General features: G+C 70.7%; 20 protein-coding genes and 1 tRNA gene. 10 read left to right on the top strand and 11 right to left on the bottom strand.

Annotated features, from left to right (window positions below; all coding sequences use genetic code 11):
- The first annotated feature begins 26 nt into the window (after positions 1-26).
- The 4 genes from LPN01_RS01885 to trxA all read left to right on the top strand — a co-directional run bounded on the left by LPN01_RS01885 (position 27) and on the right by trxA (position 7,478).
- Positions 27-725, top strand: coding sequence for a nucleotidyltransferase family protein (locus tag LPN01_RS01885; RefSeq protein WP_410482785.1), 699 nt, complete (start codon positions 27-29; stop codon positions 723-725).
- Entirely contained in the window at positions 718-3,684 is a 2,967-nt protein-coding gene (gene addB / locus LPN01_RS01880; protein ID WP_262826657.1) for a double-strand break repair protein AddB, read from the top strand. The genes LPN01_RS01885 and addB overlap by 8 nt, the downstream gene beginning before the upstream one ends.
- The gene (gene addA / locus LPN01_RS01875; protein WP_262826656.1) at positions 3,671-7,093 is read left to right on the top strand and encodes a double-strand break repair helicase AddA; all 3,423 of its coding nucleotides are present in this window, start codon (positions 3,671-3,673) and stop codon (positions 7,091-7,093) included. The genes addB and addA overlap by 14 nt, the downstream gene beginning before the upstream one ends.
- A 61-nt stretch (positions 7,094-7,154) precedes the next feature.
- Complete coding sequence (gene trxA, locus LPN01_RS01870) at positions 7,155-7,478, top strand: thioredoxin TrxA (protein ID WP_262826655.1); 324 nt, start codon at positions 7,155-7,157, stop codon at positions 7,476-7,478.
- Between the two features lie 49 nt (positions 7,479-7,527).
- Here trxA and LPN01_RS01865 read toward each other — a convergent pair whose 3' ends face one another.
- Both LPN01_RS01865 and argJ read right to left on the bottom strand, forming a co-directional pair.
- Positions 7,528-8,325, bottom strand: a complete 798-nt coding sequence (locus LPN01_RS01865) for an inositol monophosphatase family protein (RefSeq protein WP_262826654.1) — start codon at positions 8,323-8,325, stop codon at positions 7,528-7,530.
- A 1-nt stretch (position 8,326) separates the two neighbouring features.
- Positions 8,327-9,553, bottom strand: a complete 1,227-nt coding sequence (argJ, locus tag LPN01_RS01860) for a bifunctional glutamate N-acetyltransferase/amino-acid acetyltransferase ArgJ (RefSeq protein WP_262826653.1) — start codon at positions 9,551-9,553, stop codon at positions 8,327-8,329.
- 40 nt (positions 9,554-9,593) lie between these two features.
- Here argJ and LPN01_RS01855 point away from each other — a divergent pair, with 40 nt between their 5' ends.
- The 3 genes from LPN01_RS01855 to secA all read left to right on the top strand — a co-directional run bounded on the left by LPN01_RS01855 (position 9,594) and on the right by secA (position 13,296).
- On the top strand, positions 9,594-10,124 hold the full coding sequence (locus LPN01_RS01855) for an energy transducer TonB (RefSeq protein ID WP_262826652.1): 531 nt from the start codon (positions 9,594-9,596) through the stop codon (positions 10,122-10,124).
- A gap of 72 nt (positions 10,125-10,196) precedes the next feature.
- Positions 10,197-10,454 (top strand): hypothetical protein, encoded by a 258-nt coding sequence (locus LPN01_RS01850; protein WP_262826651.1) that lies wholly within the window; start codon positions 10,197-10,199, stop codon positions 10,452-10,454.
- Positions 10,455-10,554: 100 nt separating this feature from the next.
- Positions 10,555-13,296: a preprotein translocase subunit SecA gene (gene secA / locus LPN01_RS01845; protein ID WP_262826650.1), complete on the top strand. Its 2,742-nt coding sequence runs from the start codon at positions 10,555-10,557 to the stop codon at positions 13,294-13,296.
- A 129-nt stretch (positions 13,297-13,425) separates the two neighbouring features.
- Here secA and LPN01_RS01840 read toward each other — a convergent pair whose 3' ends face one another.
- The 7 genes from LPN01_RS01840 to moaA all read right to left on the bottom strand — a co-directional run bounded on the left by LPN01_RS01840 (position 13,426) and on the right by moaA (position 17,119).
- The gene (locus LPN01_RS01840; protein ID WP_262826649.1) at positions 13,426-14,013 is read right to left on the bottom strand and encodes a CC0125/CC1285 family lipoprotein; all 588 of its coding nucleotides are present in this window, start codon (positions 14,011-14,013) and stop codon (positions 13,426-13,428) included.
- Between the two features lie 112 nt (positions 14,014-14,125).
- The gene (locus tag LPN01_RS01835) at positions 14,126-14,542 is read right to left on the bottom strand and encodes a secondary thiamine-phosphate synthase enzyme YjbQ (protein WP_262826648.1); all 417 of its coding nucleotides are present in this window, start codon (positions 14,540-14,542) and stop codon (positions 14,126-14,128) included.
- 70 nt (positions 14,543-14,612) lie between these two features.
- Positions 14,613-14,822 carry a hypothetical protein gene (locus LPN01_RS01830; RefSeq protein ID WP_262826647.1) on the bottom strand — a complete coding sequence of 70 codons (210 nt, stop codon included), beginning with the start codon at positions 14,820-14,822 and terminating at the stop codon, positions 14,613-14,615.
- Positions 14,823-14,920: 98 nt separating this feature from the next.
- On the bottom strand, positions 14,921-15,043 hold the full coding sequence (locus tag LPN01_RS01825; RefSeq protein ID WP_262826646.1) for a hypothetical protein: 123 nt from the start codon (positions 15,041-15,043) through the stop codon (positions 14,921-14,923).
- 121 nt (positions 15,044-15,164) lie between these two features.
- Positions 15,165-15,239, bottom strand: a tRNA-Asn gene (locus LPN01_RS01820).
- Between the two features lie 78 nt (positions 15,240-15,317).
- Entirely contained in the window at positions 15,318-16,097 is a 780-nt protein-coding gene (locus LPN01_RS01815) for an NAD kinase (RefSeq protein WP_262826645.1), read from the bottom strand.
- Positions 16,094-17,119 carry a GTP 3',8-cyclase MoaA gene (gene moaA / locus LPN01_RS01810; RefSeq protein WP_262826644.1) on the bottom strand — a complete coding sequence of 342 codons (1,026 nt, stop codon included), beginning with the start codon at positions 17,117-17,119 and terminating at the stop codon, positions 16,094-16,096. Before moaA ends, LPN01_RS01815 begins: the two co-directional genes overlap by 4 nt.
- Positions 17,120-17,249: 130 nt before the next feature.
- Between moaA and LPN01_RS01805 the strand changes: the two genes are divergently transcribed.
- Both LPN01_RS01805 and LPN01_RS01800 read left to right on the top strand, forming a co-directional pair.
- Entirely contained in the window at positions 17,250-18,905 is a 1,656-nt protein-coding gene (locus LPN01_RS01805) for an EAL domain-containing protein (RefSeq protein WP_262826643.1), read from the top strand.
- Positions 18,899-19,312 carry a YybH family protein gene (locus LPN01_RS01800; protein ID WP_262826642.1) on the top strand — a complete coding sequence of 138 codons (414 nt, stop codon included), beginning with the start codon at positions 18,899-18,901 and terminating at the stop codon, positions 19,310-19,312. The genes LPN01_RS01805 and LPN01_RS01800 overlap by 7 nt, the downstream gene beginning before the upstream one ends.
- Positions 19,313-19,340: 28 nt before the next feature.
- Here the strand turns inward: LPN01_RS01800 and mfd are convergent, their stop codons facing one another.
- Complete coding sequence (gene mfd, locus LPN01_RS01795) at positions 19,341-22,823, bottom strand: transcription-repair coupling factor (protein ID WP_262826641.1); 3,483 nt, start codon at positions 22,821-22,823, stop codon at positions 19,341-19,343.
- Positions 22,824-22,986: 163 nt separating this feature from the next.
- The gene (locus LPN01_RS01790) at positions 22,987-23,253 is read right to left on the bottom strand and encodes a succinate dehydrogenase assembly factor 2 (RefSeq protein WP_262826640.1); all 267 of its coding nucleotides are present in this window, start codon (positions 23,251-23,253) and stop codon (positions 22,987-22,989) included.
- A gap of 71 nt (positions 23,254-23,324) precedes the next feature.
- Here LPN01_RS01790 and recG point away from each other — a divergent pair, with 71 nt between their 5' ends.
- Positions 23,325-25,376, top strand: a complete 2,052-nt coding sequence (gene recG, locus LPN01_RS01785) for an ATP-dependent DNA helicase RecG (RefSeq protein ID WP_262826639.1) — start codon at positions 23,325-23,327, stop codon at positions 25,374-25,376.
- Positions 25,377-25,393: the final 17 nt, after the last annotated feature.

Here is a 25,393-nt window from a genome sequence, read left to right as displayed (position 1 = left end):
CGCAGGCGATCGTGCCCGGCACCGCGATGGTAATGGCGGCGGGGCTCGGCAAGCGGATGCGTCCGCTCACCGCGACAAGGCCCAAGCCGCTGGTGGAAGTCGCCGGCAAGCCGCTGATCGACCACGTCTTCGACCGGTTGCGCAGCGCCGGCGTGCGGCGCGCGGTGGTCAACGTCCACTATCTGGCCGACACGCTGGAAGCGCATGTCACCGATCGCTTCGACGATATCGAGGTGGTGGTGAGCGACGAACGCGCGCAGCTGATGGAGACGGGCGGGGGGCTGGTGCAGGCGCGCGACCTGCTGGGGCCTGCGCCGGTGCTGGTCGTCAACAGCGACAACCTGTGGATCGACGGGCCGGTCGACGCGATCAAGCTGCTCAGCCACCGCTGGGACGATGCGACGATGGATGCGCTGCTGCTCGTCGTGCCCTATGCGCGCGCCAACAATCACGAGGGGCAGGGCGACTTCCGCGTCGCCGCGGACGGACGGATCGTCGGCCGGCGCAAGGCGGGGACCGCGGCGCCGTTCGTCTTCACCGGCATCCAGATCCTGCACCCGCGCATCATCCGCGACTGGCCCGAGGGGCCGTTTTCCACCAACCTGTTCTGGAGCCGCGCGATCGCGGCGGGCCGCGCCTATGCGCAGGTTCATCAGGGATTGTGGTTCGACGTCGGCACGCCGGGCGCGATCCCCAGGACGGAAGCGCTGATCGCCAATGGCTGAGGCGCGGACGCCCCGGCTGTTCACCATCCCGTCGCATAAGGCCTTCGCCGATACGCTGGTCGCGGGCCTGCTGCAGCGAACGGGGGGCGATGCCATGGCGCTCGCACGCGGGCTCGTGCTGCTGCCCAACAACCGCGCCGCGCGCGCGGTCACCGATGCCTTCGTGCGCGCGAGCGGCGGCGGGCTGCTGCTGCCGCGGCTGGTGACGCTGGGCAGCCCCGACCTCGGCGAGGCGGTCGGCGCGGCGCTCGATCCGGTCGACGACGCCGATCCGCCGCCGCCCGCGGTCTCACCGATGCAGCGGCGGATGATCCTGGCGCGGCTGGTGTCGGAGGAGCGGGCCGCCGCCGTCACCCCCGTCGACGCGGCCGAGGCGGTACGGCTCGCCGGCGAGCTGTGCCGCACGCTCGACCAGTTGCTGGTCGAGGAGGTCGCACCGGACCGCCTGCGCGATATCGACCTCGCGCCGGAGCTGACCGAACACTGGCAGCGCGCCCTGTCCACCTTCACCGTCGTACTGGAACGCTGGCCTGCGGAACTGGCGCGGCTCGGCCGGATCGATGCGGCGACCCGGCGGCGGATCCTGCTCGACCGGCTCGCCGCGCGCTGGCGCGCGGCGCCGCCGACGGGTTTCGTCTGTGCCGCCGGCGTGACCGATCCGGCGCCCGCGGTCGCGCGGCTGCTGCGCTGCGTGGCCGAGGCGCCTGCGGGCATGACGGTGTTCGCCGGGCTCGACCTCGCGATGCCGGAGGAGGAGTGGCAGGCGCTCGGCCCCCACGCGCCCGATCCGGCGACGGGATTCGCCCGGCGCGCGCTGGAGACGCACCCGCAATATCACCTGAAACTGATGCTCGAGCGGATGAGCGTCGGGCGCGGCGAGGTGGCGAACTGGCCCGGCACCGCGGGGCCGGACGCGGGCGCGGTCCGCGGCCGCGCGATCGCCAACGCGCTCGCGCCCGCCGCCTTCACGGGCAAGTGGACCGATCTGAAGGCGGAGGACCGGCGGCTGACCGGGGTGACCGCGGCCGAGCTCGCGACCCCGGCGGAGGAGGCGCAGACGATCGCGCTCGCGCTGCGCGGGGCGCTGGAGGAGGAAGGGAGCACCGCGGCGCTGGTGACGCCGGACCGCGCACTGGCGCGCCGGGTCGCGGCCCACCTGCGGCGCTGGGGGATCGAGGCGAACGATACCGCCGGCCGGCCGCTGTCGATCCTGCCGCCGGGCACGCTGCTGCTGACGCTGGCCGAGGCGGCGGCGCAGCGGTTCGCGCCGATGGCGCTGCTGGCGCTGCTCAAGCACCCGCTGGTGCGCAACGACGCCGAGGATCGCGGCATCCGCGGCGCGTGGCTCGACGGCACCCGCGGCGTCGATCGGGGCCTGCGCGGGCCGCGCCCGGCGGCGGGGCTGGACGGCATCACCGGGCACCTGCTGTCCGAACGGCGCGAGCGTGCGGCGGCATGGTTCGGCGAGGCGGCGGCGCTGCTCAAGCCGATCGAACTGGTCTTCGAGGGCGGCGCACAGCGCTTGCCCGTGCTGCTCGCGGTGCTTCGCGAGACGGCGCAGGCGCTGTGCGGCGACGATCTGTGGTCGAAGCCCGCGGGGCGCGCCGCCGCCGAATTCCTCGACGCGCTGGAGGCGGAGGCGGCGCATGGCCCGGCGCGGGTCGCCCCCGACGGGCTCGTGCCGCTGCTGCGCGGGCTGATGGACGAGATCGCGGTGCGAGAGGGGTCGGGCGTCGGCCATCCGCGCATCGCGATCTATGGCCTGCTGGAGGCGCGATTGCAGACCGCCGACCTGATGGTGCTCGGCGGCCTCAACGAAGGCGTGTGGCCGGGGCGGCCGGCGCCCGACCCCTGGCTGGCACCACGCATCCGGGCCGCGCTCGGCCTGCCGGGACTCGAGCGCGCGGTCGGGGTGGCGGCGCACGAATTCGGCCAGGCGCTGGGCGCGCCGCGTGCGCTGGTGACGCGGGCGCGGCGCGATGCCGCCTCGCCCGCGCTCGCGTCGCGGCTGTGGCTGCGGTTGCAGGCGATGGCGGGCGACCGCTTCGTGCGCGCGCGCGCGCTGGAGGGCTGGGCGCGCGCGCTCGACGATCCGGGCGAGCATCGTCCGGTCGATCGGCCGGAGCCGATGCCCGCGCCCGCGCTGCGGCCCCGGACCATCTCGGTGACCGAGATCGACCGGCTGAAGGCCGACCCCTACGCCTTCTACGCGCGCCGCGTCCTGGGGCTGATGTCGCTCGATCCGGTCGATGCCGATCCGAGTGCGGCGTGGCGCGGGACCGCGGTGCACGACATCCTCGAACAATGGTGGAAACAGGACGCCTGTGCCCCCGATACGCTGCTCGCCCGCGCGACGGCGATGCTGGAGGACGAGCGCACCCACCCGATGATGCGCGCGCTGTGGCGGCCACGGCTGGTCGAGGCGATCGACTGGATCGCGCGTACGGTGGCGGCGCAGGCCGACGAGGGGCGCACGGTCGCCTCCGCCGAGGGCAAGGGGCATATCGAGGTCGACGGCGTGCGGCTGTCGGGGCGCTACGACCGCGTCGACCGGCTGGCCGACGGCGCGCTGGTGATCGTCGATTACAAGTCCGGCAAGCCGCCGTCCGCGGCGGCGGTGCGCGCGGGATACAGCCTGCAACTGGGGTTGCTCGGGGCCATCGCCGAACGCGGCGGGTTCGCCGACGTGCACGGCCGGGCGGGCGGCTTCGAATATTGGTCGCTCGGCAAGAAGCGCGACGAATTCGGCTATGTCGAAAGCCCCGTGGATGCCGAGGGCAAGCGCGACAGGATCGTCACGGACCAGTTCGTCGGGATCGCGATGGACCAGTTCCGCGATGCGGCGGCGCACTGGCTGACGGGCGATGCGCCGTTCACCGCCAAGCTGGTGCCCGAATATGCCCCCTATGCCGAATACGACCAGCTGATGCGCAGGGACGAATGGTATGGCCGGGACTGATCTTGCGACGCTGCCGCGGCTGAAGGGCGCGCAGGCGGCCGCCAGCGACCCGCAGGCGCACGTCTGGCTGTCCGCCTCCGCCGGTACCGGCAAGACGCAGGTGCTGGCGGCGCGCGTGTTCCGCCTGCTGCTGCGCGGGGTCGACCCCGCCGCGATCCTGTGCCTGACCTTCACCAAGGCCGGCGCGGCGGAGATGGCGCAGCGGATCGGCAACCGCCTTGCCGCCTGGGTGCGGATGCCGGGGCCGCAGCTCGCCGCCGATCTGGAGGCGCTGGGGGAACGCGCCACGCCCGACATGCAGGCACGCGCGCGGACGCTGTTCGCGGGCGTGCTCGACGCGCCAGGCGGCGGCCTGCGCATCCAGACGATCCACGGCTTCTGCCAGAGCCTGCTTGCCGCCTTCCCGGTCGAGGCCGGGCTGACCCCCGGCTTCCGTCCGCTGGAGGCGCGCGAGGAGGCGGTGCTGGCGCGCGAGACGCTCGCGATGCTGCTCACCGATGCCGAGCGCGACGGCCGCGAGCGGCCGATCGAGACGATCGGCGCCTTGTCGCTGCGGATGGGCGAGGGCGGGGCGGAAGGGTTCCTGCTCGCCTGTGCGCGGTCGCTGGGCGCACTGGAGGCGTTGCCGTCGGGAATCGGGCCGTGGCTGCGCCGCGCGCTCGATCTGCCGCAGGGCGACATCGGCCCGGCGCTGGCGTCCGGGTGCGACTGTATCGACGGGCAGCTGGTCGAACGGCTGGCGGCGGCGAACCGTGCCTGGGCGACCGCGACCGGGATCGGCCATGCCGAGACGCTCGGCCGCTGGCTGGCCTCGGCGCCGGCCGAGCGCGCACTGGGGCTGCGCGAGCTCGCCGGGGTGGTGCTGACCGGCAAGAACGAACCGCGCAAGGCGGCGAAGAAGCTGGTCGACGCCGAGCCCGACTATGCGGAGCTGGCCGGCGCGCTCGGCGCGCATTGCCTCGACCTCCTGTCGCTGACCAGCCGCGCCGCCTATGCCGACCTGCTCGCCGATGCGCTGGAGGTGGGACGCGACTATGCCCGCGCCTATGCCGCGGCGAAGCGGCGCCAGGGCGCGGTCGATTTCGACGACCTGATCGCGATGACCGTGCGCCTGCTCGAACAGCCGGGCATCGGCGAATGGGTCCGCTACAAGCTCGATTCGGCGACCGAGCATGTGCTGATCGACGAGGCGCAGGACACCAACCTCAACCAGTGGCGGATCGTCACTGCGCTGGCGGGCGAATTCTTCGTCGGTCGCGGCGTGCATGCGCCGTCGACGCGCACGCTGTTCACGGTCGGTGACTACAAGCAGGCGATCTTCGGCTTCCAGGGCACCGACCCGATCAACTTCCGCTGGGCGGAGGGGCATTTCGCGCAGGCGGCGGCGGCGGTCGAGGGGGACGAGGACTGGCCCGAACCCGAACGCGGCCTGCCGTTCCAGCGCCTGTCGCTGACGCACAGCTTCCGTTCGACGCGCCCGATCCTCGAATTCGTCGATGCGGCGGTCGCGGCGGCGGGCGACCCCGGCCTGGGCGCGATCGGCGACGTGCAGGATCACGCCAGCGAGGTGCCCGGCCCGGGCACGGTCGAATTGTGGCCGCCGGTCGTCGCCGGCGGCGGCGAGGATGACGAAGAAGGCTGGATCGACGATGCGGTCCGTGAACAGGCGGTGCGGATCGCACGCGCGGTCCGCGACTGGATCGACGGCGGGCTGATGCTGGAGAGCAAGGGCCGGCCACTGCGTCCCGAGGACGTGATGATCCTGGTCAAGCGGCGCGGCGACCTCGCCTCGCTGATCGTCGCGCGGCTCTATGCCGAGGGCGTGCCGGTGGCGGGGGTCGACCGGTTGCGGCTCAACGCGCCGCTGGCGGTGCAGGACCTGCTCGCCGCAATACGTTTCGCGTTGCAGCCGGAGGACGATTTGTCGCTGGCGGCGCTGCTCGTGTCGCCGCTCATCGGCTGGACGCAGGACGCGCTGATGGAGGCGGCGCCGCGCGAGCATGGCAGCCTGTGGCGGCACCTGACGCGGACGCAGCCCGACGAACGGCTCGCGCCGCTGCGCACGATCCTGCTGCGCGCGGACATCGCCACGCCCTATCAGTTCCTCGAGGAAATCCTGTCGGGACCGATGGACGGGCGCCGCCGGCTGCTGCGCCGGCTGGGTGCGGAAGCGCGCGATCCGATCGAGGAACTGCTCAACGCCGCGCTCGCGTTCGAGACGAGCGCGACGCCGTCGCTGCAACGATTCCTCGACTGGTTCGATCGCGGCGACGTCGAGATCGTGCGCGACCCCTCCGCGCCGCTCGACGCGGTGCGGGTGATGACCGCACACGGCGCCAAGGGCTTGCAGGCGCCGCTGGTGATCCTGGCGGACGCTACGGTCGATCCGACCGCGGCGCCGCGGTCGCTGGTACGATGGGCGCCGGAAACCGCCGCGCAGCCGATCCCGATCTTCCGGCCCCGCGCCGCAGAGCGCGGCGGGCCGCTCGACGCAGCGATCGGGGCGATCGAGCGGCGCGAGCTGGAGGAACATTGGCGACTGTTCTACGTCGCGGCGACGCGCGCGGAGGAACGGCTGGTGATCGGCGGCGCACTCGGCCCGCGGGCGCGGGGCGTACCGCCGGTGGCGAGCTGGTATGCCGCCGCGGCCCGGGCTCTCGATACGCTCGGCGTCGGGGCGGAGGGCGTCCGGCGCTTCGCCGGTCGCGTCGTCCAGCCTCCGGTGCGGGCGCGCGCCGCCGACCGGATCGACGCGCCGGAACCTGTGCTGTTGCCCGACTGGGCGCGGCGCGCCGCGCCGGTCGAGAGCCGGCCGTCGCGTCCGCTCGCCCCGTCCGCGCTCGGCGAGGATACGGTGAGCGATCCGCCCCCCGGCCCCGCGCTGCGGGCGGCGGCCGAGCGCGGTCGCCTGATCCACGCGCTGTTCGAACGGTTGCCGCCGGTTCCGCCGGCCGAGCGGTCGGCGCGCGCCGGGCGCTGGCTCGCTACCGCGGGCGGTGTCGCCGAGGCTTCGGCGCGCGACGAGATCGTCGCCAGCGTGCTCGCCATCCTCGACGATCCCGGCCTCGCCGACCTGTTCGGCGCGCAGGGTCTGGCGGAGGCGCCGATCGCCGCGACGCTCGCCAATGGACTGGTCGTATCGGGCACCGTCGACCGGCTGCTGATCGCGGCCGACCGCATTCGCGTCGTCGATTTCAAGACCGGCCGCCGGGCGCCCGCGTCGATCGACGAGGTGCCGTCCTACCACCTCGATCAGATGGCGGCCTATGCGGCAGCGCTCGCCACGATCTTCCCCGACCGTCAGGTGGAGGCGGCGCTGCTCTATACCGCGGGGCCGCGGCTGTTCGTTCTCGACCGCGACATGCTCGACCGGCACAAGCCGCGCTTTCGGGCGAGGGAGCAAAGCTAGCCGCCCGGCGGTTGAGCCGGGGTCCGCGCCATCCTAGATGGGCTGCAAAGGAGATATCATCATGGCTACCAAGGCGATCACCGACGCGAGCTTCGATACCGACGTGCTGAAGGCGGACGGTCCGGTGCTGGTCGATTTCTGGGCGGAATGGTGCGGCCCGTGCAAGATGATCGGGCCCAGCCTCGAGGAACTGTCCGAGGAGCTGGGCGAGCAGGTGACGATCACCAAGCTCAACATCGACGACAATCCCGATGCGCCCGGCCGCTACGGCGTTCGCGGCATTCCGACGATGATCCTGTTCAAGGGCGGCGTTCCGGCAGCGACCAAGGTCGGTGCGGAGCCCAAGGGCCGGCTGAAGGCATGGCTGGAAGGCGAACTCGCCTGACGCCGGGGAGACGTCATCGCGGCCCGTGCCGCGGTGACGTCCCGTCGTGTCATCGAAAGAGAGTGCCGGCCGCCTGTTCCCACAGCGCATCGGATCCGGCCGCGATCATGCCCGTGCGCTGGTCGCCGACGCGATAGTCCGCGCCATCCGGGCGTCTGACGACACCGCCGGCCTCGCGCAGCAGCAGCGAGCCCGCAGCGTGATCCCAGGGCAGGGTCTTCTGGAACAGCGCGACCTGATTGGTCCCCAGGACCAGCCGCGGATATTGTTCGGCCGCGCAGCGCGGCATCGGCGCGACGGTGAATGTGGTTTCGGCGCGACGGACGATCGCCGCTTTCTCGTCATCCGACAGGTGATAGGTGGCGATGACGGCGGACGGGCGCGGGCCCTCGCCGGGCCGGACGTGGACGCGAACGCCGTCGATGAACGTGCCCTCGCCGCGAACGGCGTGGCACAGCCGGCCGTCGACGGGATCAAGGATCCACCCGGCCTGCGTCTCGCCATCCTCGACCAGCGCGATCATGATCCCGAACGGCGTGATGCCGCTTGCGTAATTGTTGGTGCCGTCGATCGGGTCGATCAGCCACACGCGGCCCTGCCCGATCCCGTCGACCAGCGATGCGTCGGCCGCCACCGCTTCCTCGCCGACGACGCGGATACCGGCATCGAGCGGGGCGAGGCCCGCGGTCAGCGCGTCCTCGCTTTCCCGGTCCGCGATCGTCACCATGTCGTCCGCCGCCTTTTCCTCGATCTGGTCGGCGGCGAGGTTGCGGAAGCGCGGCATCACGATGTCCGCGCCGACGCGCCGCATCAGCGCGACGACGGCGTCATGGTGCGGGTGATGCATGTCAGCTCCGATAGTCGGCGTTGATCGAGATGTAGCCATGCGTCAGGTCGCAGGTCCACACCGTCGCGCGCCCGTCGCCCAGGCCCAGGTCGACGCCGATCTCGACCTCCTGCCCCTTGAGGTGCGCGGCCACCGGCGCCTCGTCATAGTCTTCCACCGCGAGCCCCTCGCGTGCGACCTGCGTCTCGCCGAAGCGGATCGACAGGAGGTCCCGCTCGGCGGGTTCGCCGGCCTTGCCGACGGCCATGACGACGCGGCCCCAATTGGCGTCCTCGCCGGCGATCGCGGTCTTGACCAAGGGCGAATTGGCGATCGACATGGCGATGCGATGCGCGCTGCGGTCGCTTTCGGCACCGCTCACCGAAACCTCGATCAGCTTCGTCGCGCCCTCGCCGTCGCGCACCACCAGCCGGGCGAGCTGCACGCACAGATCGGCGAGCGCCGCGGCAAAGGCATCGGCGCCGTCGCTGTCCGCATCCGCCAGCGGCGCGTTGCCCGCGGCACCCGTGGCGAAGGCGAGGACGGAGTCGCTGGTCGAGGTGTCGCCGTCGACGGTGATGCACGAGAAGGTGTTGCGGTTGGCTGCATTGAGCGCGGCCTGCAAAAAGCCGGCGTCCACCGCGGCGTCGGTGAAGACGAACCCGAGCATCGTCGCCATGTCGGGCGCGATCATGCCGGACCCCTTGATGATGCCGACGAGCGTCACCGTACGGCCGTCGACGATCGCGCTGGTCGTGGCGCCCTTGGGATAGGTGTCGGTCGTGCCGATGGTGTCCGCCGCCGCGCGCCAGTCGCAGGGGGCGGCGGCGAAGGCGGCGTCCAGCCCGGCCTCTGCCCGGTCGATGGGCAACGGCACGCCGATCACGCCGGTCGACGCGACGAACACGTCCGACGGCTGGCAGCCGAGGTGCTGCGCGGTACGGGCGGCGATCGCCTCGACCGCGCTGCGGCCGCGATGGCCGGTGAAGGCGTTGGAATTGCCGGCATTGACCACCAGCGCGCGCGCAACCCCCAAAGTCAGGGCGGCACGGCACCATTCGACTTCCGGCGACGGGCAGCGGCTCTGCGTCAGCACGCCGGCGACGGTAGTGCCCTCCGCCAGCGTCACGAAGGTGAGGTCGCAGCGGTCCCACGTCTTGTAGCGCGCGCGCGCGACGTGCGGCACGACGCCGGCGATCGCGGGCAGGGCGGGGAAGGGCGTGGCCAGCGGAGAGATGGACGAGGACATGGCGCTGCCATAGGCTGCTTGCACGACAGGGCAAAGACACATGATCGACGAAGGCCAGACCGCACGCCCCACCGTCCTGAAGGCGGATTCGCGGCCCGCCGCGCGCGATCCCCGATTCGTCGGGGATGGCCGCCGGCTGATGATCGTCGTGCTCGTCGCGCTCGCGTTCGTCCTCGTCGCCGGTATCGTGCTGGCCGCCGTGGCGATCGACCGGGGGATCGGTTCGGCACGTCGCGAGGTCGCCCGGCGCGATGCGGCCGGGCAGGCGGCGGGACGGCGGGCGGTCGCGGCGGCGCCGCGGGTGCCGAGCGATCCCGCCAGCTGGATCACCGCGGACGACTATCCGCCGGACGCGCTGCGCGCCAACGACGAGGGGACGGTGACGATCACCTGGGTCGCCGATCCGGATGGGCGGATCGGCGATTGCAAGACGTTGCGCAGCAGCGGCCACGCCAGCCTGGATCGCGCCGCCTGCGCCGCCATCCTGCGGCGCGGGCGCTATGCCGCGGTTCCGGCGGCAAGCGAACCGCGCGTCTTCACCCGTCGGGTGGTGTGGCGGATACCCGACTGACCGCGCGCGCGGGGCGGACCGCCGCGCGACTTACGGTGGACGGCGGCGCGGTGGCCGCTTATGGCCTGTCGCGTGAATCTGCTGCTGCTCCTGTCCGCGTTGCTCTCCGCCCTGACCGGCGGTGCGTCCGCGATGCGTGCGCCGACCGCGGCGCATGCGGTGGCCAGCGCGGCATCGGCGGTGCAGGCCGAGGCGCGCGCCGCGCGGGTCGCCAGCCGCCCGCAGCCACGGCGCTGGACGCTCGCCGCCGTCGCGCGGCGGTTCGCGCCCGCGGCCGTGCCGGCGACGGCGGCCGGGCAGCCGCTCTATGCGAGCCGCCGGCGCGAATAGCGCCACGATTCCTTAACCGGCCGCGGCCGATCCCGTTTTCAAGACCAACAGACGCTGCGCGCCCGTGTCCGCGCGCGTCGCCATATTCAGGAAATTGCCTATGTTCGGCGGCATCGCCAAATCGCTGTTCGGTTCGTCCAACGACCGATACGTCAAGTCGCTCAACCCGCTCGTCCAAAAGATCGCGGGCTTCGAACCGACGCTCCAGGCGCTGTCCGACGAACAGCTCGCCGCGCAGACGGTGAAGTTCCGCGAAAGCCTCGCGAACGGCGCCAAGCTCGACGAGCTGCTGCCCGAAGCCTTCGCCACCGTGCGCGAGGCGGCGGTCCGCGTCCTCGGCATGCGCCATTTCGACGTGCAGATGATCGGCGGCATCGTCCTTCACCGCGGCGAGATCGCCGAGATGCGGACCGGCGAGGGCAAGACGCTGGTGGCGACGCTCGCCACCTATCTCAACGCGCTGCCGGGCGACGGCGTGCACGTCATCACGGTCAACGACTATCTCGCCGCGCGCGACGCGGAATGGATGGGACAGGTCTATCGCTTCCTGGGCCTGACCGTCGGAACGATCATCCCCAACCTGACCGACCAGCAGCGCCGCGACGCGTACAACAGCGACATCACCTATGGCACGAACAACGAGTTCGGCTTCGACTATCTGCGCGACAACATGAAGTACGAGCGCACGTCGATGGTGCAGCGCGCCTTCAGCATGGCGATCGTCGACGAGGTCGATTCGGTGCTGATCGACGAGGCGCGCACCCCGCTCATCATCTCCGGCCCGACCGACGACAAGTCGGAGCTGTACATGAGCGTCGATGCGATCGTGAAGCAGCTGGCGCCCGAGGATTACGAGAAGGACGAGAAGCAGAAGTCGATCATCCTGACCGAGGACGGCACCGAGCGCGCCGAGCGCCTGCTCGAATCGGCCGGGCTGTTGCAGGGCGCGAACCTGTACGATTTCGAGAATACGCAGGTGGTCCACCACCTGAACCAGGCGCTGCGCGCCAACATGATGTTCAAGGCCGACACCGACTATATCGTCAAGGACGGCAAGGTCATCATCATCGACGAATTCACCGGCCGCATGATGGACGGCCGCCGCTGGTCGGACGGCCTGCACCAGGCGGTCGAGGCGAAGGAGGGCGTGACGATCGAGCCCGAGAACCAGACGATGGCCTCGATCACGTTCCAGAACTATTTCCGCATGTACCCCAAGCTGTCGGGCATGACCGGCACCGCGGCGACCGAGGCGGCGGAATTCTACGACATCTACAAGATGAACGTCGTCACCATTCCGACCAACGTCGGCGTCCGCCGCGTCGACGAGGAGGACGAATTCTACAAGGACACCAACGACAAGTTCCGCGCGATCGCGAAGAAGATCCGCGAGCATGCGCTGCTCGGCCAGCCGGTGCTGGTCGGCACCGTGTCGATCGAGAAGTCCGAGCTGCTCAGCGAGTTCCTCCAACAGGAAAACGTCGACCACAAGGTGCTGAACGCGCGCTACCACGAGATGGAGGCGCATATCGTCGCACAGGCCGGCCGCAAGTCCGCGGTGACGATCGCCACCAACATGGCCGGCCGCGGCACCGACATCAAACTGGGCGGCAACCTCGAATTCCGCATGCTCGACGAGCATCCCGACCTGGTCGAGGGAACGCCCGAATATGAGGCGATCGCCGCCGGGATCCGCGACGAGATCGAGGCGGAGAAGCAGGAGGTGCTCGCCGCGGGCGGCCTGTTCGTGCTCGGCACCGAGCGGCACGAAAGCCGGCGGATCGACAACCAGCTGCGCGGGCGTTCGGGTCGTCAGGGCGATCCCGGCCTGTCGCGCTTCTACCTCAGCCTCGACGACGACCTGCTGCGCATCTTCGGACCGGACACGTTGTTCGCCAAGATGATGCGCAACAACATCGACGACGGCGAGGCGATCGGCAGCAAGTGGCTGTCCAAGGCGATCGAGACCGCGCAGAAGAAGGTCGAGGCGCGCAACTACGACATCCGCAAGCAGGTCGTCGAATATGACGACGTGATGAACGACCAGCGCAAGGTCATCTATGAGCAGCGCGCCGATATCATGGACGCCGATGCGGTCGGCGACGTCGTCACCGACATGCGCGCCGAGACGGTCAACGTCATCGTCGGCGGCGCCTGCCCGCCCAATTCCTATCCCGAGCAATGGGATCTCGCCGGCATGAAGACGGGGCTCGCCGAGGTGCTCAACCTCGACGTGCCGGTCGACGACTGGCTGAAGGAAGAGGCGATCGATCCCGAGATCGTCGAGGAGCGCGTCCGCGAGGCGGCGGATGCGGCGATCGCTGCGAAGGCGGCCGAGCTGGAGCCGGAAACCTGGACGCAGGTCGAGAAGTCGATCCTGCTCCAGAACCTCGACCATCACTGGAAGGAGCATCTGGCGACGCTCGACGCGCTGCGTCAGGTCGTCCACCTGCGCGCCTATGCGCAGAAGACGCCGATCAACGAATACAAGCAGGAGGCGTTCAGCCTGTTCCAGCGGATGCTCGATTCGATCCGCGAGGACGTGACGCGGACGATCGCGCATGCGCAGTTCCAGATGCAGGCGGCGCCGGACCTGCCCGAGCTGCCCGACTTCATCACGACGCATTTCGACCCGTTCACGGGCGAGGACAATTCGAACGACATCGACGCCGGCACGATGGGCCGGATCACCACCCAGATGCCGCCGCTCCAGATGATGCAGCCGGACGCGCCGCTGGGCGACAATCCGGAGCATTGGGAAGGGCGGGTCAACCGCAATGCGCCATGCCCCTGCGGGTCGGGCCGCAAGTACAAGCATTGCCATGGTGCCGTGACCGCCTGACGGGTCCGGCCGTCCCGTCATCGCGGACGTGGTCCGGGGTGGCGGGCGTTCGGCGCGATGCCCGGATACGGAAAGGGCCGGACCACCCAGCGGTGATCCGGCCCTTTTTCCGTGTCTTGCGACCGACGGTTACTTCGGCAGCACGACGCTCGGCCCGATGCTGTCGACGACCGCGCGCGCGTTGAACGCCCGCAGGTTGTCGCGCGGGATCGGTCCCTTGCGCATCACGATCTCCGCCGTCGCCTCGTACCGGTCGATCGTGCGGATGTCGAAATCGTTGCCCCAGGGGCCGAAGCCGCCGCCCCACGGGTCCCAGCTGCGCCAGCCGAACCCGCGGCCGTAATAGCGCCACGACGGACCCCAATAGCCGCCGAAGCCGCCATAGCCGAAGCCGCCGCCGAGGCCCGGCGTCGAATAGGTCCGCGATTGCAGGTCGGTGTCGCGGTTGGCCATGACGAAATAGTCGTAGCCGCTCTGCAACGTCAGCTCCGCCGCGCGGAACAGCAGGTAGCGCTCGACGGTGTCGCGCGACGTGACGCTGTTACCCGCGAAGCTGACCAGGAAGCGGTCGGGCTCGACCTGACGGTCGCTGTAGCCGGTGCGGTTGAACCCCTGCCCGGTGGCGGGGCGGTAGGTTGTCTCGGTCGCGCAGCCGGCGACCATCAGGGTGGAGGCGGCGAGCGCCGCAACCACAGCCTTGCGGCCAAGATCCATCATGACTCCAATTCTCCATTCGCACGCGGGTGCGGCGAACCCTGCCGCGTGTAACCCATGGCAGTGGAACGAGCGATGAACGACTTGGCTCCGTCGGGCAACGGTTCGCCGCGGATCACGCGCCGATCAGGTGCAGCGCGAGACTGCGGCGATGCGGGCGCGTGCGGTGTTCGAACAGGTAGATGCCCTGCCACGTGCCGAGCGCCAGCGTGCCGTCCAGCACGGGGATCGACAGCTGCACGCCGGTCAGCATCGTGCGCAGGTGCGCCGGCATGTCGTCGGGTCCTTCGTCGTCATGCGCATAGCCGACGCTCTCGGGTGCGAGCCGGTCGAGATACGCCTCGATATCGCGCCGGACCGCGGGCGCGGCATTCTCCTGGATCACCAGCGATGCCGAGGTGTGCCGGCAGAAGACGGTCAGCAGTCCTTCCGCGATGCCCTGTGCGTCGACCCAGCGGACGACGCGGTCGGTCACCTCCAGCAGCCCCTGCCGCCGCGTGTCGACGTGCAGCATTCCCGACGCCTGTCGCATGCCCGATCCCTTCCCATACCGGCGGGACCAACCGACGACGGGCGCATCCGTTCAATCGCCGCGGGGCAGGTCAGGCGCCGTGCGCGAGCTCGGCGATCGCGGAGGCGTTGAGCGTCCGCCGCCGCCGGGGCTCCGGCCCCTCGACGACGAGGTACGCGGTCGACCGTGCCACGGCGTCGAGCCGCCGCCAGCGATCGAGGCATTCGTGCACGGGCGCGCGCCAGGGCTGATGGATCGAGGCGACCAATTGTGCGGTGGCGGTGCGGGACGGCATGTCCACGTGGGGTTGTCCTGTGGCGCGAGGGGGAGGGGCTGTCCCTCCCTATCGTCCAGTCGGCACCATCGCGTTAACGTCCGCCGCCAAGGCGTGCGGGATCGTCAGTTGGAGGGGCTGTCGCCGACGGCGTCCTTCGCCTTCCCCGTGACCGCCATCAGCACCGGCACCGCCAGCAAGGCGGCCGCCATGGCGCCGATCGCCAGTTCCAGAAACACCATCGTCATCCTCCCGCGGGAGCCTGTGCGCTCCTCGTTCGGGCGGATGATGTCGCGTCGCGCCCGGAACGACAAGGGTAAAATGTCCGGCGATCGCGCAATGACGGAGAGAGGGTCCGACGAGAAAAAATGGCTCCCTGAGTAGGATTCGAACCTACGGCCGCTCGATTAACAGTCGAGAGCTCTACCGCTGAGCTATCAGGGAACGTCGTCGTGGAGCGCGTCTATACCCGGCAAAAACGGCGATGCAACCCTGTTCCTGCGCTTTTTCCCGGATCGCGGGTCAGGCGACGAACTGTTCCATCGTGATCCGGTCGTCGAGCGCGTGTTCGGGATCGAACAGCAGGGTCAGTTCGCGCGCGCGGTCGATCGCGATCGATACCTCGGCGACGTCGCGGAATTCGCGCTGGTCGGCCACTGCGGATACCGGGCGCTTGGCGGCGTCGAGCACGCGCAGGCTGATCCGCGCCTTGTCTGGCAGGATCGCGCCGCGCCACCGGCGCGGTCGGAACGGGCTGATCGGCGTCAGCGCGAGCATGTTGGAGCCGAGCGGCAGGATCGGTCCCTGCGCCGACAGATTGTAGGCGGTCGATCCCGCCGGCGTGGCGACGAGGATGCCGTCGCAGGCGAGTTCGGGCATCACCACCCGATCGTTGACGGTGACCTCCAGTTTCGCGGTCTGCCGCGTCTCGCGCAGCAGCGACACCTCGTTGATCGCCGGCGCCTGATGGATGCGGCCGTCGACGCCGGTGACGGTGGCGGCGAGCGGGGTGACCTTGAACGGCTTGGCGCGGTCCAGCCGCTCGCCGATGCCGTGGCGCCGCCATTCGTTCATCATGAAGCCGACGGTGCCGAGGTTCATGCCGAACACCGGCACGGTCGGGCGACGGCGATCGAGCAGCCCGTGCAGCGTCTGGAGCATGAAGCCGTCGCCGCCCAGCGCGATGATGACGTCGGCCTCGGCCGGGTCGACCCAGTCGGCCGCATCCGCCAGTTCGGCGGCGGCGGCCTGCGCGGGGGCGGTCGGCGACGCGACGAGCGCCCGCCGCTCGTACTGGCTCATCCGCCCGTGACGCTCATGTGACGCGCCACCGCGGGCGCGGCGCCGGCCTCGATCCTGAAATCGTGGCGCGCGGGCTTGCGCAACAGGCCGCGATCGATCGCCGCGTCGAGCCCGGCGATGCCGCCGTCGCGCAACGCGCCCTTCAGGTCGACCTGATCGTCATGGCCGAGACACATGTACAGCCTGCCTTCGGTGGTCAGGCGTACGCGGTTGCAACCGTCGCAGAAATTGGCGGTGAGCGGCGAGATCAGCCCGAGCCGCGTCGCGCTGCCGTCGACGCGCCAGTAGCGCGCCGGGCCGCCGGTGCGATGCGCGTCGCGGTCCAACACGAATTGCGTCTGGAGGTCCGCGAAGACGCGCGTCAGCGGCACGAACCGGTCGGTCCGGTCCTCGTCCACCGCGCCGAGCGGCATCGTCTCGATCAGCGACAGGTCGTGGCCCTGATCGACGCACCAGCGCAGCATCGCGGGAATCTCGTCCTCGTTCAGCCCGGCAAGCGCGACCATGTTGATCTTGACCGCCAGCCCGGCGGCGCGCGCGGCGGCGATGCCGCGCAGCACCTGGTCGAGGTCGCCGTGACGGGTGATGTAGCGGAAGCGGTCGGCGTCGAGGCTGTCGAGGCTGACGTTGATCCGCCGGATCCCGGCGTCGACCATCTCGGCGGCATGCGCCTCCAGCCGCGTCGCGTTGGTCGTCATCGTCAGCTCGTCGAGGCCGGCGCCGACGTGGCGGCCGAGCCGGCGGACGAGGTCGCCGACATCGCGGCGGACCAGCGGCTCGCCGCCCGACAGGCGGATCTTGGTCACGCCGCGCGCGATGAAGCGTTCGGCGATGATCGCGATCTCGTCGAGGCTGAGCAGCTTCGCGCGGGGCAGGAACGTCATCTGTTCCGCCATGCAATATCGGCAGCGCAGGTCGCACCGGTCGGTGACCGAAATGCGCAGATAGCGGATGGTGCGGCCTTGCGGATCGACCAGACGGTCGACCAGCGGCTGATCGGATTGGGGGAGGGCGCTGGTCATGATAGGGAGCTAGGCGGTCAACCGTCCGGCGACAAGTCCGTTCCCTGCCAGCGGCGGCGCGGGGGCGCCGGGCCGGCGGACGTCGGCGCTCCATTGTCGAGTTGCCTTCAGCCGGTTAGGTCGTGGGACGATGGGGACCGATATCGATCGTCTGGCGCTGTTCGTGGTCGCGGCCGAGGGGGAGGGCACGTTCGCGGCGATCCCCGGTGCGGCGGACTGGGTCGTGCGCGTCGACGGGGGCGGGGACGATGTCGCCGCCCGCGCGCTGGCGAGCGGTGCCGATCTGGTGGTGGTCGACGTACGCGCCGACGCGGGCCGGGGCCTTGCCGAGGTGCGCGCGCTCGGCGGCCTCGTCGCGGCGACCGGGGGCGCGCTGCTGGCGCTGACCACGGACGCGGACGGGCTGCCCGACCTGATGGACGCGGGCGCGACGCATTTCTTCGTCGATCGCGGCGACGCGGCGGAATTGGGACAGGCGATCCGCTTCGCCGCACAGGCGCCGTCGCGCGACGCTGGCGATCGGCGCGGCCGGACCGCTGCGACGGACGAGGATCGCGCGGCGATCAGCGACTGGATCGCCGGACGCCTGGCGGACGGCTCGCCGGTCGGCGTCCTGATGATCGCGCTGTCGCGCCTCGACATCCTCAACGCCGCGCGTGGCCGCGCCGCGGGCGACGCACTGATCGCCGAGGCGCGCGAGCAGGTCGACCGGATCACCCGCGCGTTGCTCGGCCCGGCGGGGCTGGTCGTGTCGACCGGCGGCGGCGACCTGATCGTGGCGGCGGCGGCGGGACCGGTGGTGTTGGCCCGGCTCGCTGCGGCGCTGGACGCGGCGCTCGCCCGGCCGCTGCCCATCGCGGGACGGATCGCGGTGCTCGGCAGCCGCTGGGGGATGGCGGAGAGCGGGCCTGCCGACGACGCGGCGAGCCTGCTGCGCCGCGCCGCCGAGGCGCTGATCGTCGCCAAGGCGAGCGATGGCGCGATGATCCGCATCGCCGGGCCGGAAGGCGCGGCGCCGCTCGACCTGCTGGCGATCGACCTGCACCTGGCGATCGAGCGCAACGAGATCGACGTGCTGTTCCAACCGCAGGCGCCGATCGACGGCCGCCACGTCACCGGGGTCGAGGCGCTGGCGCGGTGGCGCCACGGCCGGCTGGGGCCGCTGGGCGCCGACGCGCTGTTCGCCGCGGCCGATCGCGCCGACCTCGGCATCGCGCTGTCCGACCATATCCAGCAGCTGGTGCTGGCGCGCGTCGCCGCCTGGCCGCGGTCGCTCGGGGGCCTGCGCGTCTCGCTCAACCTGACCGCGGGGGACCTCGGCCGGCCGGGCTTCGCCGCGCTGTTCCTCGATCGCGTCGCGGCGAGCGGCGTGCCGTTCCAGCGGCTGACCGTGGAGATCACCGAAACCGGCGCGATCCGCAACCTCGACGCGGCGGCGGCGGTGCTGGCGCGGCTGCGCGAGGCGGGGGTGCGCGTCGCGCTCGACGATTTCGGCACCGGCTATTCCAGCCTCGCCTATCTGACCGCGCTGCCGCTCGACTATCTGAAGCTCGACAAGGCGCTGGCGCTGGGGGTGGAGGGCAGCGCCCGTCACCGCGGCGTGGTGCGCGCGGTGATGACGCTGGCGCGCGCGCTGGGCGTGGCGGTGATCGCCGAGGGGATCGAGACGGAGGCGCAGCGCGCGATGCTCGCCGCCGAGGGATGCACCTATTACCAGGGCTATTGGCTGGCCGAACCGCTCGACGAGGCGGCGCTGCTCGCCTTCATGGAGGATGGACGATGCTGATCGTGCCGATCGCGATGATCGCGGGGGCGGCGTTGGCCGCACAGGATCCGGAGGCTGCGATCCGTGACGCGATGGCGGCGAGCGCGGCCGGCTGGAGCGCAGGGGACATGGCGCGCTTCCTCGCCATCTATGCCGATGACGCGGTGTTCGTCGGCAAGGACGGCCTGGTCCGCGGCAAGGCGGCGATCGCGGCGCGCTACGCCAAAAGCTATGGCGTGGACGCCGCGAAGCGGGGGCGGCTGTCGTTCCGCATGCTCGGCTTCCGCCGGATCGACGCGACGCACCGGATGCTGTGGGCGCGCTGGATGCTCGACTATCCCGACGGCAAGGCGCAGCAGGGCATGACGTCGCTGCTGTTCGAGCGGCAGGCCGGCGTGTGGAAGATCGTGTCCGACCACAGCAGCTGATTTCCCCCGCCCCGGCCGGGGCAGGCGTTCACCCCGCCGCCTTCGCCAGCCCCTTGGACAGCTGCAACGCGCCATGCAGCCGCGACTTGGCATCCGGCCACGCGCGTTGCAGCACCAGCTTGCTGTCGGGGCGCAGCTTCGCCACGCCGTTCAGCCGCTCCACATAGGCGAGCAGTCCCGGGACGTTGGGCGGCGTGTCGTCGTGGAAGCCGACCAGCACGCCGCGCGGCCCGACGTCCATCTTGGCGATGCACGCCCGCCTCGCGTTGAGCTTGATCTCGATCACGCGGATCAGGTTCTCGGTCGCATCGGGCAGCGGGCCGAAGCGATCGATCATCTCCGCCGCGAACGCCTCGATATCGCGCTGGTCCTCCAGCTCGTTAAGGCGACGATACAGGCCCATGCGCAGGTCTAGGTCGGGGACGTAATCGTCGGGGATCAGGATCGGCGCGTCGACGGTGATCTGGGGGCTGAAATCGCGCGGGCGGGTGGCCATGCCGCCGGCCTTGGCGTCCATGATCGCCTCTTCCAGCATCGACTGGTAGAGTTCGTAGCCGACTTCCTTGATGTGGCCTGACTGTTCGTCGCCCAGCAGATTGCCCGCGCCGCGGATGTCGAGGTCGTGGCTGGCGAGCTGGAAGCCCGCGCCGAGCGAATCGAGGTCGGACAATACCTTCAGCCGCTTTTCCGCGGTTTCGGTCATCATCCGCTCGGGCGGCGTCACCAGATAGGCATAGGCGCGCGTCTTCGACCGCCCGACCCGGCCGCGCAGCTGGTAGAGCTGGGCGAGCCCGAACCGGTCGGCACGGTTGACGATGATCGTGTTGGCCGATGCGATGTCGATCCCGCTTTCGATGATCGTGGTGGAAACGAGCACCTCGAACTTCTTGTCGTAGAAGGCGCTCATCCGCTCCTCGACCTCGGTCGGGCTCATCTGGCCGTGCGCGACGACGTAGCGGATTTCGGGCACCTGTTCGCGCAGATACTCCTCGAGGTCGGGCAGGTCGGCGATGCGCGGGGTGACGATGAAGCTCTGCCCGCCGCGATAATGTTCGCGCAGCAGCGCCTCGCGCAGCACGACCGGGTCCCAGGGGATGATATACGTCCGCACCGCCAGCCGGTCGACCGGCGGGGTCTGGATCACCGACAGTTCGCGGATGCCGCTCATCGCCATCTGGAGCGTGCGCGGGATCGGCGTCGCGGTGAGCGTCAGCATGTGGACGTCGGCACGCAGCGCCTTCAGCCGCTCCTTGTGGGTGACGCCGAAGCGCTGTTCCTCGTCGACGATGACGAGGCCGAGGCGCTTGAAATCGATCGTCTTGGCGAGCAACGCATGGGTGCCGATGACGACGTCGATCGTCCCGCCGGCGAGCCCTTCCTTGACCGCCTTCGCCTCCGCGCCGGGGACGAGCCGCGACAGCCGCCCCATGTTCATCGGGAAGCCTTCGAAGCGGGCAGTGAAATTGTTGTAATGCTGGCGCGCGAGCAGCGTCGTCGGGCACACCACCGCGACCTGCCTGCCCGCCATCGCCGCGACGAAGGCGGCGCGCAGCGCGATCTCGGTCTTGCCGAACCCGACGTCGCCGACGATCAGCCGATCCATCGGCTTGCCCGCGGACAGGTCGCCGAGCACGTCGTCGATCGCGCGGTCCTGGTCGTCGGTTTCGGCATAGGGGAAGCGATCGACGAAGCTGGGATAGCCGCTGGCATCGGGTTCCAGCACGTCGCCCGGATGCAGTGCGCGTTCGGCCGCGGTCTTGATGAGTTCGCCCGCGATCTCGCGGATCCGCTCCTTCATCCGCGACTTGCGGCGCTGCCATGCCTCGCCGCCGAGGCGGTCGAGCGAGGCGCCTTCCTCGTTCGAGCCGTAGCGCGACAGGACCTCGAGATTCTCGACGGGCACGAACAATTTGTCGCCGCCGGCATATTCGACCGCGACGCAATCGTGCGGGCTCTTGCCGACGGGGATCGAGGTGAGGCCCAGATATTTGCCGATGCCGTGATCGGAATGGACGACGAGGTCGCCCGGGGTCAGCGCCGCGATCTCGGCGAGGAAGGCATCCGCGGACTTCTTGCGCTTCGCGCGCCGGACCAGCCGGTCGCCGAGCATGTCCTGTTCGGTCAGCACGGCGACGTCGGGCGCGGTGAAGCCGTGGTCGAGCGGCAGGACGACCAGCGCGACGCCCGCGCTCTTGCCCGTGTCGGCGATGCCGAGCGCCTGTTGCCAGCTGTCCGCCGCCTTGCCGCCGGCCAGCCCGTGGTCCTTCAGCAGATTGCCCAGCCGCTCGCGCGCGCCGACCGAATAGCTGGCGAGGACCGGCTTCCGGCCCTCCTTGCGCAGCGTCTTGAGGTGATCGACGACGGCTTCGTAGATGTTGACGCCGCTGCCGCGCTCCGGCCCGAAATCGCGCGCGCCGTCGACGCCGAAATCGAGCACGCCGGCGCGCTCCGGCTCGTGGAACGGCGAGGTCAGGTGCGCGCGGGCGGCGGCGAGCGCCTCCGCCCATTCCTTCGCGTCGAGGTACAGCGATCTGGCGGCAAGCGGGCGATAGCTGCCCGGCTGCGCCGCCTCCGCCCGTCGGCGGTTGTCGAAATAGTCCGCGATCGATTCCATCCGCCCGTCCGCGGCGCCGGTCACGCCGAAGTCGCGGACGACCACGTCGTCGGCGGACAGGTGATCGAACAGCGTCGCGAGCTTGTCCTCGAACAGCGGCAGCCAATGCTCCATGCCGGCGAGACGCCGCCCGTCGCTGATCGCCTGGTAGAGCGGGTCGCCGGTCGCGGTCGCGCCGAACTTGTCGCGATAGCGGGTGCGGAACCGCTTGATCGATTCCTCGTCGAGCAGCGCCTCCGACGCGGGCAGCAGCGTGAAGCCATCGACCCGCCCGGTGGTGCGCTGGTCCTCGGGGCTGAACGTGCGGACCGTCTCGATCTCGTCGCCGAAGAAATCGAGGCGCAGCGCCTGTTCCTCGCCGCTCGGGAACAGGTCGACGATGCCACCGCGCACGGCATATTCGCCCTGGTCGTGGACGGTTTCGGTGCGGACGTAGCCGTTCGCCTGCAACAGCCGGGCGAGGTCGTCGCGATCGATGCGCGCCCCGGGCTCCAGCGTCGCGACCAGCTGGCGGATGCGGAACGGCGTCAGCACGCGCTGCGTCGCCGCATTGACGGTGGTGAGGAACAGCTGCGGCGCCTTGCCGGGCCGCTGGAGCCGCCACAATGCCGCGATCCGCTCCGCCATGATACGGAGCGTCGGGCTGGCGCGATCGTAGGGCAGGCAGTCCCACGCGGGGAAACTGACGATCTCCAGATCGGGTGCGAAGAACGCCGCCGTGCTGGCGATCGCGCGCATCGCGGCGTCGTCGGGCGCGACGAACACGGCGCGACCGCCCTTGCCCGAATGCGCGGCGGCCCGCGCGATGTCGGCGAGCAGCGACGGCTGGAACCCGGCGGGGACGCCCGACAGCGTGAGCTGCGTCCTGGCGCCAAGGATGGTCTTCAGATCGGGCATCTTGTCGTTTTCCACATGCTCACCATCCCGTCGTCATTCCCGCGAGGGCGGGAATTCATACGGCTGGCCTGTCGCCTCCACCGCCGCCGCCGTGCGAAGGGATCCCCGCCGGTGCGGGGTCGACGGCAGCGGGGCGGGCGGCGATTTGGTCCGTGTTACCGGTTCAGCGCGCCACCGGGACGTAGCTCAGCGACCGCATCGCCTGCATCATCGGCCCGTCCCATGCGGGCGGGCAGGGCAGCGATCCGATCGCCCAGCCCATGATGTCGACGTCCTGTTCCTCCAGCAGCGCCTCGAACCAGTCGATCTGGTCGGGCGTCCAGTCCGCGCCATGCGCGTCGAAGAAGCCGCCGATCATCAGATCGGCCTCCTTGGTGCCGCGATGCCAGCTGCGGAATTTCAGGCGTTTCAGGCGGGTGGCGTGGTCCACGGGCGATCCAATGCGAAAAACCGGCAGATGCTGGCGGCATCTGTCGGGTACGGTATAGCAGCCATGTAGTCATGCGCCCCGACATCCTCAATCCGCTGTTCGCCGAGGTTACCGCCCTGAAGGGGGTCGGCCCGGCCCTCGCCAAGCCGCTCGACCGGCTGGGGCTGGCACGCGTCGTCGACGTCGCGTTCCATTTGCCGAGTGGCTGGATCGACCGGCTGCCGCGCGAGGCGCTGGACGTCGCCGACGCCGGTCGGGTGATCGCGATCACGCTGACGCCGCGCGACTATCGCACCGGCAACGGCCGCGGCCCGACGCGGGTGCAGGCGACCGACGCGTCTGGCAATGCCGTCAGCCTCGTCTATTTCGGCGGTTCCTCGGGCTGGGTGAAGAAGCTGCTGCCGCTGGGCGAGCCGCGCCGCGTGTCGGGCAAGCTCGAAAGCTATGGCGAGACGCTCCAGATCATCCACCCGGACCTCGGCGAACCCGACGAGCCATTCCGCGAGCGCGAGGCGATCTACCCGTTGTCGGAGGGGCTGACCTCGCGCCGTCTCGGCGGGTTCGCCGCGCAGGCGCTCGACCGCGCACCGGCGCTGGCGGAATGGATCGAGCCGGGGCTGAAGGCGAAGCGCGGCTGGCCCGACTGGCAGGATGCGTTGCGCCGCATCCACGACGACCCCGCCGACAAGCCGGCGCGCGAGCGGCTCGCCTATGACGAGATCTTCGCCAACCAGCTCGCGATGACGCTGGTGCGCGCCGACACGCGCAAGCGCAAGGGGCGGGCGCTGGTGGGGGACGGCCGCCTGCGCGACCAGTTGCGGCTACCCTACACGCCGACCGGTGCGCAATCGCGCACGATCGCCGAGATCGAGGGCGACCTCGCCCAGAGCGCGCCGATGCTGCGGCTGCTGCAAGGCGACGTCGGATCGGGCAAGACGCTCGTTGCGGCCTGCGCGCTGCTGATCGCGGTCGAGGCGGGCGCGCAGGGGGCGATGCTCGCGCCCACCGAGATCCTGGCAAGGCAGCATTACGAGACGCTGCGCAAGCTGCTCGCCGGCCTGCCGGTCGAGATCGCGGTGCTGACCGGTCGCGACAAGGGCCGCGCGCGCGAGGCGACGCTGATGGCGCTGGCGGCGGGCGAGATCGACATCCTCGTCGGCACGCACGCGATCTTTCAGGATGCGGTCGGCTATCGGGACCTCGCGCTCGTCGTCGTCGACGAACAGCATCGCTTCGGCGTCGCCGAACGGATGATGCTGCAGGCGAAGGGGAAGGCGCCGCCGCACCTCCTCGCGATGACGGCGACGCCGATCCCGCGCACGCTGACGCTCGCGCAATATGGCGAGATGGACGTCAGCCGGCTGGACGAGATGCCGCCCGGTCGCGAACCGATCGAGACCCGCGTCGTCTCCGAGGACAGGCTGGACGAGGTCGTCAACGCGATCGGTCGCCACATGGCCGATGGTGGCCAGGCCTATTGGGTCTGCCCGCTGGTCGAGGAAAGCGAGAAGAGCGACCTCGCCGCCGCCGAGATGCGCGCGGAATCGCTGCGCGCGCGCTTCGGCGAGCGGATCGGGGTCGTCCACGGCCGGATGAAGCCCGCGGAAAAGGACGCCGTCATGGAGGCGTTCGCCGGCAACCGGCTGAGCGTGCTGGTCGCGACGACGGTGATCGAGGTCGGCGTCGACGTGCCCAACGCGACGCTGATCGTGATCGAACATGCCGACCGGTTCGGCCTGGCGCAGCTGCACCAGCTGCGCGGGCGTGTCGGGCGGGGCGGGGGGCTGTCGCGCTGTCTGCTGTTGCGGGGCAGCGCGTTGTCGGAAACGGCGCGCGCGCGACTGGCGCTGATGCGCGAGAGCAACGACGGCTTCCGCATCGCGGAAGAGGACCTGCGGCTGCGCGGCGGCGGCGAATTGCTCGGCACGCGCCAGTCGGGCGAGGCGACCTTCCGGCTCGCGCTGCCCGAGATGCTCGCAGACCTGTTGCAATGCGCGCAGGACGACGCGCGGCTGCTGATCGACCGCGACGGCGGGCTGGAGGGGCCGCGGGGGCAGGCGGCGCGCGTCGCGCTCTACCTGTTCGATCGCGACGCCGGCGTCGCCCTGCTGCGATCGGGCTGACCCGCCGCCCGGTCGCG

It is taken from the genome of Sphingomonas sp. A2-49 (assembly GCF_025548555.1).
Lineage (GTDB): Bacteria > Pseudomonadota > Alphaproteobacteria > Sphingomonadales > Sphingomonadaceae > Sphingomonas.
This window is presented reverse-complemented; position numbering and strand designations above follow the sequence as displayed.

Excerpts from the sequence above, each read along its gene's own strand:
- addA (WP_262826656.1), top strand. The coding sequence starts at position 3,671 with ATGGCCGGGACTGATCTTGCGACGCTGCCGCGGCTGAAGGGCGCGCAG.
- addB (WP_262826657.1), top strand. The coding sequence starts at position 718 with ATGGCTGAGGCGCGGACGCCCCGGCTGTTCACCATCCCGTCGCATAAG.
- LPN01_RS01855 (WP_262826652.1), top strand. The coding sequence starts at position 9,594 with ATGATCGACGAAGGCCAGACCGCACGCCCCACCGTCCTGAAGGCGGAT.
- LPN01_RS01800 (WP_262826642.1), top strand. The coding sequence starts at position 18,899 with ATGCTGATCGTGCCGATCGCGATGATCGCGGGGGCGGCGTTGGCCGCA.
- LPN01_RS01825 (WP_262826646.1), bottom strand. The coding sequence starts at position 15,043 with ATGACGATGGTGTTTCTGGAACTGGCGATCGGCGCCATGGCGGCCGCC.
- trxA (WP_262826655.1), top strand. The coding sequence starts at position 7,155 with ATGGCTACCAAGGCGATCACCGACGCGAGCTTCGATACCGACGTGCTG.
- secA (WP_262826650.1), top strand. The coding sequence starts at position 10,555 with ATGTTCGGCGGCATCGCCAAATCGCTGTTCGGTTCGTCCAACGACCGA.
- LPN01_RS01815 (WP_262826645.1), bottom strand. The coding sequence starts at position 16,097 with ATGAGCCAGTACGAGCGGCGGGCGCTCGTCGCGTCGCCGACCGCCCCC.
- LPN01_RS01885 (WP_410482785.1), top strand. The coding sequence starts at position 27 with ATGGTAATGGCGGCGGGGCTCGGCAAGCGGATGCGTCCGCTCACCGCG.
- recG (WP_262826639.1), top strand. The coding sequence starts at position 23,325 with ATGCGCCCCGACATCCTCAATCCGCTGTTCGCCGAGGTTACCGCCCTG.
- argJ (WP_262826653.1), bottom strand. The coding sequence starts at position 9,553 with ATGTCCTCGTCCATCTCTCCGCTGGCCACGCCCTTCCCCGCCCTGCCC.
- moaA (WP_262826644.1), bottom strand. The coding sequence starts at position 17,119 with ATGACCAGCGCCCTCCCCCAATCCGATCAGCCGCTGGTCGACCGTCTG.
- LPN01_RS01840 (WP_262826649.1), bottom strand. The coding sequence starts at position 14,013 with ATGATGGATCTTGGCCGCAAGGCTGTGGTTGCGGCGCTCGCCGCCTCC.
- mfd (WP_262826641.1), bottom strand. The coding sequence starts at position 22,823 with ATGCCCGATCTGAAGACCATCCTTGGCGCCAGGACGCAGCTCACGCTG.
- LPN01_RS01865 (WP_262826654.1), bottom strand. The coding sequence starts at position 8,325 with ATGCATCACCCGCACCATGACGCCGTCGTCGCGCTGATGCGGCGCGTC.
- LPN01_RS01835 (WP_262826648.1), bottom strand. The coding sequence starts at position 14,542 with ATGCGACAGGCGTCGGGAATGCTGCACGTCGACACGCGGCGGCAGGGG.
- LPN01_RS01805 (WP_262826643.1), top strand. The coding sequence starts at position 17,250 with ATGGGGACCGATATCGATCGTCTGGCGCTGTTCGTGGTCGCGGCCGAG.